General features: G+C 72.8%; 13 protein-coding genes. 10 read left to right on the plus strand and 3 right to left on the minus strand.

Annotation, left to right across the window (positions count from 1 at the left end):
- The first annotated feature begins 27 nt into the window (after window positions 1-27).
- From ACZ7PG_RS00805 to ACZ7PG_RS00835, 7 genes are read left to right on the plus strand one after another with little or no spacing between them, the layout of a single operon-like run.
- Window positions 28-1,035: an Lrp/AsnC family transcriptional regulator gene (locus ACZ7PG_RS00805; protein ID WP_470236990.1), complete on the plus strand. Its 1,008-nt coding sequence runs from the start codon at window positions 28-30 to the stop codon at window positions 1,033-1,035.
- Window positions 1,032-1,919 (plus strand): polysaccharide deacetylase family protein, encoded by an 888-nt coding sequence (locus ACZ7PG_RS00810; RefSeq protein ID WP_470236991.1) that lies wholly within the window; start codon window positions 1,032-1,034, stop codon window positions 1,917-1,919. The genes ACZ7PG_RS00805 and ACZ7PG_RS00810 overlap by 4 nt, the downstream gene beginning before the upstream one ends.
- The gene (locus ACZ7PG_RS00815) at window positions 1,916-3,199 is read left to right on the plus strand and encodes an MFS transporter (RefSeq protein ID WP_470236992.1); all 1,284 of its coding nucleotides are present in this window, start codon (window positions 1,916-1,918) and stop codon (window positions 3,197-3,199) included. Before ACZ7PG_RS00810 ends, ACZ7PG_RS00815 begins: the two co-directional genes overlap by 4 nt.
- On the plus strand, window positions 3,199-3,978 hold the full coding sequence (locus tag ACZ7PG_RS00820) for an SDR family NAD(P)-dependent oxidoreductase (protein WP_470236993.1): 780 nt from the start codon (window positions 3,199-3,201) through the stop codon (window positions 3,976-3,978). The genes ACZ7PG_RS00815 and ACZ7PG_RS00820 overlap by 1 nt, the downstream gene beginning before the upstream one ends.
- Window positions 3,971-4,957, plus strand: a complete 987-nt coding sequence (locus tag ACZ7PG_RS00825) for a ketopantoate reductase family protein (RefSeq protein WP_470236994.1) — start codon at window positions 3,971-3,973, stop codon at window positions 4,955-4,957. The genes ACZ7PG_RS00820 and ACZ7PG_RS00825 overlap by 8 nt, the downstream gene beginning before the upstream one ends.
- Window positions 4,954-6,093, plus strand: coding sequence for a M20 family metallopeptidase (locus tag ACZ7PG_RS00830; RefSeq protein ID WP_470236995.1), 1,140 nt, complete (start codon window positions 4,954-4,956; stop codon window positions 6,091-6,093). The genes ACZ7PG_RS00825 and ACZ7PG_RS00830 overlap by 4 nt, the downstream gene beginning before the upstream one ends.
- Before the next feature lie 22 nt (window positions 6,094-6,115).
- Window positions 6,116-6,649 carry a pyridoxamine 5'-phosphate oxidase family protein gene (locus ACZ7PG_RS00835; protein WP_470236996.1) on the plus strand — a complete coding sequence of 178 codons (534 nt, stop codon included), beginning with the start codon at window positions 6,116-6,118 and terminating at the stop codon, window positions 6,647-6,649.
- A gap of 10 nt (window positions 6,650-6,659) precedes the next feature.
- Here ACZ7PG_RS00835 and ACZ7PG_RS00840 read toward each other — a convergent pair whose 3' ends face one another.
- Together ACZ7PG_RS00840 and ACZ7PG_RS00845 are read right to left on the minus strand one after the other, a co-directional pair.
- A complete protein-coding gene (locus ACZ7PG_RS00840; protein WP_470236997.1) occupies window positions 6,660-8,099 on the minus strand; it encodes an FAD-dependent oxidoreductase in 1,440 nt (479 codons plus the stop codon).
- A 4-nt stretch (window positions 8,100-8,103) separates the two neighbouring features.
- Window positions 8,104-9,012: an AurF N-oxygenase family protein gene (locus tag ACZ7PG_RS00845; RefSeq protein WP_470236998.1), complete on the minus strand. Its 909-nt coding sequence runs from the start codon at window positions 9,010-9,012 to the stop codon at window positions 8,104-8,106.
- A 206-nt stretch (window positions 9,013-9,218) separates the two neighbouring features.
- Here ACZ7PG_RS00845 and ACZ7PG_RS00850 point away from each other — a divergent pair, with 206 nt between their 5' ends.
- Window positions 9,219-10,766, plus strand: a complete 1,548-nt coding sequence (locus tag ACZ7PG_RS00850; protein ID WP_470236999.1) for an adenylate/guanylate cyclase domain-containing protein — start codon at window positions 9,219-9,221, stop codon at window positions 10,764-10,766.
- Here ACZ7PG_RS00850 and ACZ7PG_RS00855 read toward each other — a convergent pair.
- Window positions 10,763-11,764: a zinc-dependent alcohol dehydrogenase gene (locus ACZ7PG_RS00855; RefSeq protein WP_470237000.1), complete on the minus strand. Its 1,002-nt coding sequence runs from the start codon at window positions 11,762-11,764 to the stop codon at window positions 10,763-10,765. The genes ACZ7PG_RS00850 and ACZ7PG_RS00855 overlap by 4 nt on opposite strands.
- 70 nt (window positions 11,765-11,834) lie before the next feature.
- On the opposite strand from ACZ7PG_RS00855, the gene ACZ7PG_RS00860 reads away from it, so the two are divergent.
- Both ACZ7PG_RS00860 and ACZ7PG_RS00865 read left to right on the plus strand, forming a co-directional pair.
- Window positions 11,835-12,428 (plus strand): TetR/AcrR family transcriptional regulator, encoded by a 594-nt coding sequence (locus ACZ7PG_RS00860; protein ID WP_470237001.1) that lies wholly within the window; start codon window positions 11,835-11,837, stop codon window positions 12,426-12,428.
- Entirely contained in the window at window positions 12,425-14,044 is a 1,620-nt protein-coding gene (locus tag ACZ7PG_RS00865) for a CocE/NonD family hydrolase (protein ID WP_470237002.1), read from the plus strand. Before ACZ7PG_RS00860 ends, ACZ7PG_RS00865 begins: the two co-directional genes overlap by 4 nt.
- The last annotated feature ends 1 nt before the right edge of the window (window position 14,045 follow it).

A 14,045-nucleotide genomic window follows, 5' to 3' on the forward strand; every position in this document is an offset into this window, starting at 1 on the left:
CGTTTTCCTGCACGCAGGATGCCTTCTGTGCAGATCGAAGGCAAAGCGACCGAACTGGACCGCCGCATCGTCGCCGCGCTCCAGCTCAACGGCCGGGCGTCCTGGGGCGCCATCGCCCGGCACGTGGGCGCCAGTGAGTCCACCGTCCTCCGGCGGGCCGAAAAGCTCACCGAGAGCGGCCGGCTCCGGGTCATCGGCGTCGTCGACGTGCTCCGGTGCGGCCTCGGCGTGCCCGTCATCGCCCGGCTGAAGTGCCGCCCCGGTGCGGCCGCCGCCGTCGCCGACGCCCTCGCCGCCCGGCCCGACGTCCGGTACGCGACCGTGCTCGCCGGGAGCGCCGACTGCTCCGCCGAGTTCGTCCTGCCGTCCTACGCCGACATCGCCGCCTTGCAGGAGAACGGTTTCCCCGCCGCCGAAGCGATCCGGGACGCCGAGACCTTCGCCGTCATGCGGACCTTCACCTCCAACCACGACTGGGACTCCGGCGAACTGAGCCCCGAGACCGCGAAGGAGCTGCGCGGCGGCGACGTCCGTCCGTTCGAGGAGCAGCACTGGGAGCGTCCGCCCGAGCAGCTCGACGAGCTCGACCTCGCGATCTGCGCCGTCCTCGGCGAGGACGGGCGGGCACCCTTCAAGGAAGTGTCCAAACAGGTCGGCACCAGCGAGTCCACGGTGGCCCGCCGGGTCGATTCGCTGGTACGCCGGGGCTGTCTGCGGTTCCGGACGCTCGCCGAGCCCGCGATGTTCGGCTACGCGCTCGAGTTCATGCTCTGGCTCTCGGTCGTCCCCGGCGAGCTCGACCGCGCCGGGCAGCAGCTCGCCGCCCACCCCGGGACGAAGTACCTCAGCGCCACCACCGGCCGCTTCAACCTCGTCGGCCAGATCGTGCTGCGCCACTACGGGGAGCTCTACCGCCACACCACCGACGTCGTCGGCGCGCTGCCCGGGCTCCGGGAGGCCGACGTGACCCTGCAGGTTTCGACGCTCAAGCGCGCGTGGGCCCCGACGCCCGCCGCCAGCTTGGAGGACGCATGACGGAACAACCGTGGCAGTGGGACGAACAGACGTGGCGCGGACACGTCGAGCACGTCCGCGCCGGACGCGCGCTGCGCCCGGCGTCGTGGCCCGGCGGCGCGAAGGTCGCCGTGGCCCTGTCCTTCGACTCCGACCACGAGACGCCCGCCCTGCGCGACGGCGACGTCCTGCCCGGCAAGATGGCCCAGGGCGAGTACGGCGCCCGCGTCGGCGTGCCGCGCATCCTGAAGCTGCTGCGGCAGCACGACGCGCCCGCGTCGTTCTTCATGCCCGCCGTGTCGGCGCTGCTGCACGACGGTGAAGTCAAGTCCTATGTGGACGACGGCCACGAAGTCGCGCTGCACGGCTGGATCCACGAACGCAACACCGCGCTCACCCAGACCGAGGAGCGTGACCTCGCCTTCCGCGCCGCCGACGTCCTCGAACGCCTCGCGGGCACCCGGCCGGTCGGGATCCGGACGCCGTCCTGGGACTTCTCCGCGCACACCCTCGCCATCACGCGCGAGCTGGGCCTGAAGTACGACTCGTCGCTGATGGCCGACGACGACTGCTACGAGCTGATCGAGAACGGTGAGCCCACCGGCGTCGTCGAGCTGCCGGTCGAGTGGATCCGCGACGACGCGCCGTACTTCATGATGGACCGGTTCGCCTCGCTGCGGCCCTACACCCCGCCGCGCGGAGTCCTCTCGATCTGGCTCGACGAGTTCGACGCCGCCCTCGCCGACGGCGGCATCTTCCAGCTGACCATGCACCCGCACATCATCGGCCACCGCTCGCGGATCGCGATCCTGGCGGACCTCCTCGACCACATCTCCGGCCACGACGGCGTCTGGTTCGCCACGCACGCCCAGATCGTCGACCACGTCCTGAAGGAGCGGTCATGACCACTGTGGACACCGTCGTCAGCCACCGCTTGACGGCCCGGCAGCGCAAGGCGATCGTCGCCGGTGCCGTCGGCAACACCGTCGAATGGGTCGACTGGGCCGTCTACGCCACGTTCGCCCCGGTCTTCGCCGGCCAGTTCTTCGCCGGTGGCAACGAGACCACGGCCCTGCTGTCCACTTTGGCCGTCTTCGCCGTCGGGTTCGTCATGCGGCCGATCGGCGGCGCCGTGCTCGGCGCGTACGCCGACCGGAGGGGCCGCAAGAAGGGCCTGACGCTCACCATCTCGCTGATGGCCGGAGCGTCGATCGTCATCGCGGTCTGCCCGACGTACTCCGCGATCGGCGTGCTGGCCCCGATCGTGCTGCTGCTGGCCCGGCTCGTGCAGGGCTTCTCCGCGGGCGGCGAGTTCGGCTCGTCGTCGGCGTTCCTCATCGAGTCGGCCGCGCCCGGACGCCGCGCGTTCGCCGGATCCTGGCAGCAGGTCTCGGTCGGTCTCGGCTCGCTGCTCGCCGCGCTGATGGGGACGATCCTCAACTCGACGCTGTCCGACGCCGACCTGCGCGGCTGGGGCTGGCGGCTCGCGTTCGGCCTCGCCGGGCTGCTCGGCCTGGTCGGGCTGTGGCTGCGAGTTTCGGTGCAGGAGACCGAGGCGTTCACGAAGATCGCCGCGAAGCCGCGGCGCAACCCGGTGGTCGCGATGCTGCGCGACCACCCGAAGGCCGCGCTGCGCGTCGCCGGCGTCACCATCGCCGGGACGCTGATCTACTACGTGTGGGTCTCCTACATGCCGGCCTACGCCCACCTGGCCACCGGCATCCCGCTGAAGACGGCGCTGCTGGCCAACACCCTCGCCATGGTCGTGTTCATCGCGCTGCTGCCCTTCGGCGGCCTGCTGTCCGACCGGCTCGGGCGCAAGCCGACGATGACGATCTTCGCCGGCGGGTTCGTGGTGTTCGCCTGGCCCGCGTTCCACTTCCTGGGCAACAGCTTCTGGAGCGTGTTCGTCATCGAGCTGATCGGGCTCGTCCTGATCGTCGGGTACTCGGCGAACTGCGCGGTGATCATGGCCGAGCAGTTCCCGCCGGAGGTCCGCACCACCGGCATCGGCCTGCCGTACGCGCTCGCCGTGGCGATCTTCGGCGGGACCGCGCCGTACGTCACGACCTGGCTCAACGCCAACCACCTCGGCAACCTCGTGTGGGTCTACGTCGCGGCCGCCGCGCTCATCGGCGTCGCGGTCTACCTCACCATGCCGGAGACGAAGGGAAAGGTGCTGTAGTGCGGACCGTGCTCGTCACCGGCGCCGGCGGTGGCATCGGCGCCGCGATCGCGGCCCGGTTCGCCGCGGCGGGAGACCGCCTCGTCCTGTCCGACCTCCGCGCGGCGGAACTGTCCACAGTGGCGGCCCGGTTGCCCGGCGAGGTCGTCGAGCTGCCCGGCGACCTCGCCGACGCGGACTACGCCGAAGGGCTCGTCGACCGGGCCGGGGCGGTCGACGTCCTGGTCAACGCCGCCGGGATCTACCCCGCCACTCCCCTGCTCGACATGACCGCGGCGATCTGGGACCGCGTGCAGAACGTCAACGTGCGGGCCGCGCTGCTCACCACTGTCGCTTTCGGACGTGCGCACGCCAAGGCCGGGACCAGCGGCGCGGTCGTCAACATCTCCTCCGGCGCGGCGACCCGGGCCCGTCCCGGCGCCGCGCACTACGCGACGTCGAAGGCCGCACTGGAGATGGCCACCAAGGCGTGCGCGGTCGAGCTGGGCCCGCTCGGCATCCGCGTCAACGCCGTGAGCCCGGGCTTCGTCACCGTGGACAGCGACGCGAACCCGGTCACCGAGGCCTACGCGGCGGCGGTGTCGGTCAACCCGCTCGGCCGGCGCGGCGAGCCGCGCGAGATCGCCGACGCGGTGTTCTGGCTCGCCGGTCCCGAAGCCGGCTGGATCTCGGGTGCCGTCCTGCGCGTCGACGGCGGTTCGACCGCGGGCGCGGCCGGCCTTCCCTTGCACTGGGCCGGGGAGACCGCCGTGCAACAAGGAGAGGAAGCCCATGTCTGACCGGCGCTCGTACACCGTGGTCGGCGGCGGCGCGATCGGCGGGACACTCGCGTTCCACCTCGCGCGGGCCGGGCACCCGGTGTCCATCGTGGACGCCGACCCGGCGCACGTCGCGGCGATCGCGGACCGCGGCCTCACCCTGCGCCGCCCCGACGGCGACGAGACGGTCGACCTGCCCGCCTTCCTCCCGGACGACGCCCCGCCGGTGCTCGGCCGGGTCCTGCTGGCCGTCAAGGCCCAGGCCACCGAGACGGTGCTGCCGTGGCTCACTCCGCGACTGGCGAACGACGGCTTCGTCGTCTCACTGCAGAACGGGCTCAACGAAGGACTGATCGCCTCGCACGTCGGTCCGGAAAGGACGGTCGGGGCGTTCGTGAACCTCTTCGCCGACGTCGTCGAGCCCGGCGTCGTTCGGGACGGCGGCCTCGGCGCGCTGGTCGTCGGCGAGCCCGACGGCCGGATCACCGACCGCGTCGAAGAGGTCGTCGCGGACCTGCAGGCGTGGGGCCCGGCGAAGGCGACCGCCAACGTCGAGGGCTACCTGTGGGCGAAGCTCGGCTTCGGCGCGATGCTCACCACGACGGCGCTGGCCGACGCGCCGATGGCCGACCTGATCGACCGGCACCGGCCGCTCATGCACGCGCTCACCGCGGAGGTGTTCGCCGCGGCCGGCGACCGGACGCTGGAGCCGTTCGACCAGTTCGACCCGGCCGCCTACCTGCCGGGTGCGACCGGGCGCGAGGCGGCCACCGACCGGCTCGTCGCGTGGCTGCGGACCCAGCCCAAGGACCGCAGCGGCATCTGGCGCGACATCGCCGTCCGGCACCGCCCGGTCGAGGTCCACCACCACTACGCGCCCGTGCTCGCGACGGCGGACGTCCCCTTGCTGCGTGCGATGCTGACGAGGCTGCGTGACGTCGAGACCGGCGCCGCGGCGATGTCCGAAGACCACCTGACGGAACTGGAGCGAGCGCTGTGATCCGCGAACTGCACGAGTGGGTGCGCACGCACCGCGACGAGCTCCTCGACGACGTCGCGACCTACGTCGGCATCGAGACACCCAGCGACGACAAGTCCGCTTTGGACCGCGGGCTGTCCTGGGTGGACGGCTGGCTGCGCGAGCGGCTCGGCGCACCCGGGAACGTCCGGGACGTCGACGGCGGGCGGTACGGCGACATCAAGGTCTACGACTTCCCCGGCGCCGGCGAGCCGGTGCTCCTGCTCTGCCACTACGACACGGTGTGGCCACTGGGGACACTCGCCGCGTGGCCGTTCACTGTGGACGGTGACCGCGCGACCGGCCCCGGGATCTTCGACATGAAGTCGGGTCTGGTGCACGCGGTGTGGGCGCTGCGCGCGCTCGACGCGGCCGGGCTGCCGCGCCCGGCGGTGCGGCTGGTGCTCAACGGCGACGAGGAGATCGGCAGCCCGGCGTCGAGGCCGGTGATCGAGGAAGCCGCCGCGGGGACGCGCGCGACGCTGGTGTTCGAGGCGAGCGCCGACGGCGCGGTGAAGACCGCGCGCAAGGGCGTCGGCCTGTTCCGGGTGCACACGACGGGCGTCGAGGCGCACGCCGGGCTCGACCCCACGAAGGGTGCGAGCGCGATCGACGAGCTGGCGCGGGCGATCCTCGCGCTGCACGGACTGTCCGATCCGGACGCCGGCACCACGGTGAACGTCGGCGTGATCACCGGGGGCACCCGGCAGAACGTGATCGCGGGCGCCGCGTCCGGCGAGATCGACGTCCGCGTGTCCAGCGCGGCCGAGGCGGCCCGCATCGACGCGGGCCTGGCGGCGCTCGCGGCGCACGACTCCCGGGCGAAGGTCGAGGTGACCGGTGGCTGGAACCGGCCGGTGATGGAACGGTCGGAAGCCATCGCACGGCTGTACGAGCTGGCCCGCGAGGAGGCCGCGGAACTGGGCGTCACGCTGCGGGAGTGCTCGGTCGGCGGCGCCAGCGACGGCAACTTCGTGGCGGCGCTGGGCCACCCGGTCCTGGACGGCTTCGGCGCGGTCGGCGACGGCGCGCACGCCCGCCACGAGCACATCAGCGTAGAGGGGATGATGGAACGCACCGCGCTGGCGGCCGCCGTCCTGCACCGGCTGGCCGGATAGCGGCCGACCGAACGGAGTGACGATGGAAACCCGGCTCGACGAACGGTTCAGCGACCCCGGCACCGAGGCCACCGGCTGGGCCGAAACGGTCCATACACTCGAAAACGCCCAGATCAGCTGGCTCACGACGGTGCGCGCCGACGGCCGGCCGCACGTGACTCCACTGGTCGCGGTGTGGCTCGACGGTGCCCTCCACTTCAGCACCGGCAAGACCGAGCAGAAGTACCTCAACCTGACCGCGAACCCGAACGTCGTGCTGACCACCGGCAGCGACTCGTGGGACGACGCCCTGGACGTGATGGTCGAGGGCGTCGCCCGGCGCGTCACGGACCGCCCGACACTGGAGCGTCTCGCCGAAGCTTGGCTGGCCAAGTGGGACGGCAGCTGGGTCTACGAGACGACCGACGAAGGGTTCCGGCAGGGCGGCCACGACGACGTCGCGGTGTTCGCGGTCGAGCCCGCGAAAGTCCTGGCCTTCGGCCGGAAGCGGACAAGCCCTTCGGACACCTCGATGCTGTCCACTGTGGAATTCACCCACACCAGCCACCGGCCCTGACCGGACCGGCTCAGCGGCGGAGCAGCCCGCGCCGCCGGGTCCGCAGCCGACCGGCGACCGCGTCGTCCAGCAGCGCGCCCACGGTCTCCCGGGCGCACGCCTTGTTGGCGCCGATCCCGCCCGACGGGCCGCGCTTGATCCAGCCCGCCACGTAGGTCCCCGGCTCGACCCGCCCGGAAACGTTCGGCACGGTCCCCGTGTCCGCGTCGAACGGCAGGTCCGGCACCGGGGCGCCCCGGAACCCGGCGGCCCGCACGACGCGGCCGGCGACGATCTCGACGTCGCCGGTCACGCGGACGCCGCGGACCTCGGTGTCGCCGGTGAACTCCAGCGGCGAAGAGTGGAACCGCAGCACGATCCGCCGCCCGTCCGGGGGCGGCGACGACCAGTCCACCGCCACGCGGGGCAGCCCGCTCAACCACGCGGCTTTCCCCTCCCCGGCGTCGATCGCCGCACCGACACGCGGGTCGTGCGCGTCCACGACGAGGTCGCCCCGCGCCGCCAGCGCCAGCAGTTCCGGCCGCGTGTACGCCGCGTCGGCCGGCCCGCGCCGGGCCAGCACCACGACCTCGCGCACCTTGCTCGACCGCAGCCGGGCCAGCGCCGCGGGAGCGATCGCGGTCCCGGCCAGCGATTCGGGCGAGGCCGTCAGGATCCGGGCGATGTCGAGGGCGACGTTGCCCGTGCCCACCACGACCACGCGCTCGGCCGAGAGGTCCACGGCGTCCGGCGCGATGTCCGGGTGGCCGTTGTACCAGCCGACCACCGAAGCGGCCGGGAGGCTGCCCGGCAGGTCTTCACCGGCGACACCCAGGCGACGGGCTTCCGTGGCCCCGACCGCGTAGATGACGGCGTCGTGGCGGTCGGCCAGCTCGGGACCGGCCTCGGTGCCGAGCCGCAGCCGCAGGCGGGGGTGGTCGTGGAACCGCGCGAACGTCTCGGCGATCTTCTTCGTCGACGGGTGGTCGGGCGCGACGCCGTAGCGGATCAGGCCGCCGGCCGTGGCCAGCCGGTCGATCAGCGTGACCCGGGAACCCGTGTGCAGCAACAGGTCCTCGACGGCGTACATGCCCGCCGGGCCGGTGCCGACGACCGCGACGTCCAGCGCCGCGAAGTCACTCGGCAGGACCCGGGCGAACTCCGGCGGGGACCAGCGGTGGAAGTTCGGGGCGGCCGTCGCTTCGGCGAGCACGTCCCGGCCCGCGTAGTACTCCGCGTTGATCTCCTCGTAGACCTTCAGCGGCCCGGTCAGGTCGCCGGCCGGGAAGATCGCGTCGACCGGGCACGCGTCGGCGCAGGCACCGCAGTCGATGCACGTGGCCGGGTCGACGTAGAGCATCTCGGTGCGCCCGAAGTCCGGCTCGTCCGGCGTCGGGTGGATGCAGTTGACCGGGCAGACCGACACGCAGGACGCGTCGGCGCAGCAGGTCTGGGTGATCGCGAAGGCCATGACGTCAGATCAGGTTCGCGCGCTTGTAGAACCACAGCGCGGGCTTGGTGAGCAGCCCGGCGGAGTGCAGGAACTCCATCAGCCCGGAGCAGCTCGAGCGCAGCATCGACTTGTGGTGCTCGTTGGCCTTCGCCTCGCGGCGCCCGCGCTTGCCGTCGAGCCCGGCGTTCTCGTAGACCTTGCCGTTGACCATGCTGCCGACGATGACGTAGGACGCGATCGCGACGACCAGCGCGTTGACCTGCCGCCGCACCCAGCCGGCACCCTCGAGCCGCTGGCGGGTCTCCTCGCGCGCGAACTTCATGTGGCGCGACTCTTCGACGACGTGGATGTTGTTGATGGTCCGGACGAACGGGACGACGCGCTCGTCCCGCATCCAGTCGCGCTGCATCACGTCGAGGACCTCTTCGGCCACGAGGATCGCCGCGTAGGCCGCCTCGCCGGTCGCGGTCGCCTTGAAGATCCGGCCGGCCTCGACGACGAACTTGCGCGGCCGGTACGCGGGCGCGCGCAGCTTCGCCGCGCCGCGGGCGAACATGATCGAGTGCCGGCACTCGTCGGCGATCTCCGTCAACGCCCACTGGAACGCCGGGTCGGTCGGGTCCTTGGCGTAGAAGTCCCGCAGGATCATCTGCTGCAGGATCATCTCGAACCAGATCCCGGTGCTGGCCACCGACGCCGCCTCCTGGCGAGTCAGCTCGCGCTGCTGCTCCGGCGTCATCTCGGCCCAGTAGGACGTGCCGTAGAGCGTGCTCCACTCGGGGCTCGCACCGTGGTAGCCCGTGTCCAGCGGCGTCTCCCAGTCGACCTCCTTGACGGGGTCGTAGGAGAGCTGCTCCGCCGAGTCCAGCAGCCGGCGCGCGGTGGTCTCGCGCTCAGTCACGCCCGCTTCGCGTTCGCTGGTGCTGGTCATCGCCGACCTCCTTGACAGGTGTTACCCAAGTTCACTGTTACCAACCGTAACACATACCCGGCCCAGTACACACCCGTCGGCTCAAGGACGACGAAAGGTCGCTCGGCGGGACAGTCGTCAGCCACTCGGAGGCGTGAACCGGCTCGCAGGCCTTGGACGCGTCGGTGTACATTCGTTCACTCAATCGCGTCGAACGGCGGGAACCGGTGCACTCACGAAGCGACATCCCCACCCGGTCCGGGCCGTTCGGCTCCGGGCTGCTCGGGCCCCTCGACCAGGACGTCACCGTACTGCGGCGGCGGGTCCAGCGCCTGCTCACCGCCACCCTGATCGCCACGAACGTCATCGGCGCGCTGGTGGTCGTCGGGCTGGCGGCGCTGCTCATGCCCGCCCCGGGCATGTCCGCCGACCTCGTGCGGGTCACGGCGGTCGCCGTACCGGTCTACGTCGTGTCGGCAGTCGTCGTCGGCACCCTCTGGGGCACTCGCGGGGCGCTGCGGACCCTGCGCTGGGCGGCCGAACGGCGCCGCCCGACCGAAGCCGAGCGCGTCGCCAGCCTGCGGGTTCCCCTGCGCCTCACGCTCATGCAGGCCGTCCTGTGGGGTGTGGCGACGGTGGTGTTCGCCGCGCTGGCCGTACTCCGGCAGCCCGCCGTCGCGCTGACCGTCTTCCTGGTCGTCGCGTTCGCGAGCGTCGTGGTGTGCGCGATCGCCTACCTCTCCGGCGAGTTCGCCCTGCGGCCGTACGCGGCCCGCGCACTCGCCGGGACCGCGCCGCCGCGCCCGCTCAGCGGCGGCGTCAACCTGCGGATGCTGCTGTTCTGGTGCCTGGGCACCGGGGTGCCGGTGGCCGGGCTGGTCGTCACGGCGGTGCTGGCCTGGGTGCGCGGCGACGTCTCGACGACGAAGCTCGCCGTGTCGGTGATCGCGCTCGGCCTGGTCGTGCTGTGCTTCGGCCTGTTGGTCACCGTGTTCACCGCCCGCGCGGTCGTGAACCCGATCGCCTCGGTCCGCGACGCGCTCGGCCGCGTCCGGGCCGGCGAGTTCGACGTGGCCATCCCGGTCTACGACGGCACCGAGCTGGGCCTGCTGCAGGCCGGGTTCAACGACATGGCGGCCGGACTGGCCGAACGGGAACGGATGCGCGACCTGTTCGGCCGGCACGTCGGCCACGAGGTCGCCGTCGAGGCCATGCGCACGTCCGAGCTCGGCGGCACGGTCCGCACGGTGTCGGTGCTGTTCGTCGACCTCGTCGGCTCGACGGCGCTGGCCGCGAGCCGGCCGCCCGAGGAGGTCGTCGGCCTGCTCAACCGGTTCTTCGCGGTGGTGGTCGACGAGGTCGACCGGCACCACGGGCTGGTCAACAAGTTCGTCGGCGACGCCGCGTTGGCGGTCTTCGGGGCGCCGGCGCCGCTCGGCGACCACGCGACGTGCGCGCTGGCCGCCGGCCGCGCGATCGCCCGCCGCCTGGCGCTCGAAGTGCCGGACGGCCCGGCCGGCATCGGCGTCGCGACCGGCGACGCGGTGGCGGGCAACGTCGGCGACCCGCGCCGGTTCGAGTACACGGTGATCGGCGACCCGGTCAACGAAGCCGCCCGGCTGACCGAGCTGGCGAAGAACGCACCGGGCCGTCTGCTGGCGTCGTGGACGGCCGTCGAGGCCGCGGCGGCGGAGGAAGCGGGCCAGTGGCGGGCCACCGAGGACGTCACCCTGCGCGGGCGCAGCCGCCCGACGACGCTGGCCTCACCGCGCTAGAGCCGCGGGTCGATGTGGACCTTCGGAGCGCCGAACCGCTCGCCGGCGAGCACCGCGCCGACCCGGTCCAGCGCGACGGTCGCCCCGACCAGCGGGCGCGGGTCCACGGTCCCGGCGGCGTAGGCGGTGATGGTGTCCGCCAGCCCCGGTGACGCGGACAGCACCCCGATCGCGGTGACGTCCTTCAGCACCAGCGCGCGGCTGTCGAGCAGGCTGGGACGGCCGGACAGTCCGATGTAGACGACCCGGCCCGCCGGTTCCACCAGGTCCAGCGCCAGCGCGGGCGAATCGGGCGCACCGGTGGCGTCGACGACCGCGTCGAAAGGCAGGTCGGGGAGCGTCTCGCGGGTCCAGACGTGCTCGAACCCGAGACCGCCAGTGCTGCCGGCGAGGCCGAGGAGGTGGACCTCGGCGCCCGCGGCGCGCAGGAACATCGCGGTGAGCAGGCCGATCGTTCCCGGGCCGAGCACGAGGGCCCGGTCGCCGGCACCGGCCCCAGCCGCCCGCGCGGCCCGCAAGGCATTGCCTCCGGGCTCGACCAGGGCACCCAGCGCGGCGTCGACCGCATCGGGCAGGACGTGCAGCGACCAGGCGGGAACGGCGAGCTTCTCGGCCAGCGCACCCGCCCGCCCGCCGCGGATGCCGACCTCCTGCCGTCGCTCGCAGGTGTGCTGGTGCCCCTTCCGGCAGCGGCGGCACGTCCGGTCGCCGAGCATGGTGTCCCCCATGACCCGCCGCCCGAGCCACGCGGGGTCGACGCCCGGCCCGACGGCGGAGACGGTGCCGCACCATTCGTGCCCGAGCCGCATCGGGTAGGCAGCGTGGCCCTGGTGCAGGTAGGCCATCTCCCCGGTGAAGAACTCGACGTCGGTGCCGCAGACCCCGGCCCGTTCGACGTCGACGACGACCTCCCCCGCGTCGGCCCGCGGCACGGGGACCTCGTGGACGGCCCCCCGGCGCGGCCCGGTGAGCACGAAGGCCCGCATGGTCGAAGACATGACGGCATGCTCGCACAAGGCCGTTGCCGAACACTTGCCATTTTCTTGACACCTGTCCATTATCGAGGTCATGCGGGCCGACTGGACGACCGAAGCTCCCGTCAAGGACCGGCGGGTGCGCCGGTCGCGTGCGGCGTTGATGCGGGCCGCCGTCGAGCTCGTCTCCGAACGGGAGTCCGCCGCCGTCGCGGTGTCCGAGATCGCCGAGGCCGCGGACGTCAGCCGCCAAGTGCTCTACCAGCAGTTCGGCGACCGCGACTCGCTCGTCCTCGAGGCCGCGCAGGACCTCGTCCGGCGGGAGCTGCTCGCCGAGCCACCCGGCGACGAACGCGCGTCCCTCCTGGCCTTGGCCGAGCACTTCGCCGCGCACCGCCGCTTCTACCGCGCCCTCCTGACCGGAGCGTCGGCGTTCGCGTTCACGGAGGCGCTGACCGGCCTGTTCCTCCCGCTCAACCGGCGGCACCTCGGCCGCGCTTTCGGCGACGTCCTCGACCCGCGCGGGATCGAGGACCTGGCCACGTTCCTGACCGGCGGGGCCGGCGCGGTCGTCAACGCGTGGGTCGTCGACGGGCCGGAGCCCCTCGACCCGGACGAGTTCACCGACCGGCTGATGCAGATCCGCTCGGTCGTCACCTCGATGATCACGAAGGAGGCCGACCGGTGATCAGCCGTCTCTTCGAGCGTCTGCTGAAGCTGCCCGCCCCGGCGACCCGGAAGCTGGTCGTCCAGCGCGACCTGCGCGTCCCGATGCCCGACGGCGCCGAGCTGCTCGCCGACCGGTGGGCGCCGCGCGCGGGCGGGGACGGCCTGCCGACGGCGCTGGTGCGCAGTCCCTACGGCCGCAAGGGTGCCTTCGGCGCGCTCTTCGCCCGGCCGCTGGCGGAACGCGGCTTCCAGGTGCTGATCCAGAGCACCCGCGGCGGCTTCGGCTCCGGCGGCGTCTTCGACCCGCTGCGGCAGGAGCGCGAAGACGGCCTCGCGACGCTGGACTGGGTCGTGCGGCAGCCCTGGTTCGGCGACGCGATGGTGCTCGTCGGGGCCAGCTACCTCGGCTACGTCCAGTGGGCGGTCGCCGATCGCCTGCCCCCGCAGGTGAAGGCGATGATCCCGCACGTCACCGAGTCCGGGCTGACGCTGGAGTTCCTGCGGGAGGACGGCCTTTCGCTGGAGACGCCGTTCGGCTGGGGCGTCCAGGTCGCCGTCCAGGAGCGGCGGTTCGGGCTGCTCCGGCAGCGCGGCCAGGCGAAGAAGCTGGAGCGGGCGCTGGGCACGCTCCCGCTCGCCCAGGCGGACGTCGTCGCGATCGGCCACCGCTCGGACTACATCCAGGACGTCCTGGCGCACAACGAAAACCACCCCCGGTGGGCGGCGATCGACCATCGGCCGCGCGTCGCCGACGTCACCGTGCCGGTGAGCTCGATCGGCGGCTGGTACGACATCTTCCTGCCCGGTCAGCTGCGCGACTTCCGGACGTTGCAGGACGCGGGACGACGGCCCCGGCTGACGGTCGGGCCCTGGACCCACGCGGGCCGCCCCGACCTGCTCGCCGGCGCGGGCCTCACCGTCCGGGAGGCCATGGAGTTCGGGCTCGCGCACGCCCGCGGCGAGGAGCCGCCCGAGCGCGCGCCGGTCCGGTTGTTCGTCATGGGCGAGGAAGCCTGGCGTGACTTCACGTCCTGGCCACCGGAAGGCTATGCGCCGCAACGGTTCCACCTCCAGCCCGGCGGCACCCTCGCCGCGGACGCGCCCGGCGCGTCAGAGCCCGATCGCTACCGCTACGACCCGGCGGACCCGACACCCGCGGCCGGCGGGGTGCGGATGGCCCCGGACGCCGGACGGGTCGACAACGCGGCCCTCGAAGCCCGCGCCGACGTCCTCACCTACACCACGGCCGCGCTCGACGAGGACGTCGAGGTCATCGGAGACGTCAGCGCGGAGATCTGGTTCCGCAGCAGCCTGCCCTTCGCCGACGTGTTCATCCGCCTCTGCGACGTCGACCCCGACGGCCACTCGTCCAACGTCTGCGACGGGCTCGTCAGCCTGACGTCAGCTGACGAACTGGCCGCCGTCACCGTGCGGATGTGGCCGACGGCGCACCGGTTCCGGCGCGGGCACCGCATCCGCGTCCAGGTGTCGAGCGGCGCGTTCCCGCGCTTCGCCCGCAATCCCGGTACCGGGGAGCCCCACGCCACGGCGGTCACCCTGCGCGCGGCGGACCAGGAGGTCCACCACGACGCGGCCCACGCGTCGGCGATCGTGCTCCCGGTTCGGTCGGTGTGAA

The sequence above is a fragment of the Amycolatopsis sp. NPDC114504 genome (assembly GCF_055633595.1).

Excerpts from the sequence above, each read along its gene's own strand:
- ACZ7PG_RS00815 (WP_470236992.1), top strand. The coding sequence starts at position 1,916 with ATGACCACTGTGGACACCGTCGTCAGCCACCGCTTGACGGCCCGGCAG.
- ACZ7PG_RS00855 (WP_470237000.1), bottom strand. The coding sequence starts at position 11,764 with ATGTCTTCGACCATGCGGGCCTTCGTGCTCACCGGGCCGCGCCGGGGG.
- ACZ7PG_RS00860 (WP_470237001.1), top strand. The coding sequence starts at position 11,835 with ATGCGGGCCGACTGGACGACCGAAGCTCCCGTCAAGGACCGGCGGGTG.
- ACZ7PG_RS00810 (WP_470236991.1), top strand. The coding sequence starts at position 1,032 with ATGACGGAACAACCGTGGCAGTGGGACGAACAGACGTGGCGCGGACAC.
- ACZ7PG_RS00835 (WP_470236996.1), top strand. The coding sequence starts at position 6,116 with ATGGAAACCCGGCTCGACGAACGGTTCAGCGACCCCGGCACCGAGGCC.
- ACZ7PG_RS00840 (WP_470236997.1), bottom strand. The coding sequence starts at position 8,099 with ATGGCCTTCGCGATCACCCAGACCTGCTGCGCCGACGCGTCCTGCGTG.
- ACZ7PG_RS00845 (WP_470236998.1), bottom strand. The coding sequence starts at position 9,012 with ATGACCAGCACCAGCGAACGCGAAGCGGGCGTGACTGAGCGCGAGACC.
- ACZ7PG_RS00825 (WP_470236994.1), top strand. The coding sequence starts at position 3,971 with ATGTCTGACCGGCGCTCGTACACCGTGGTCGGCGGCGGCGCGATCGGC.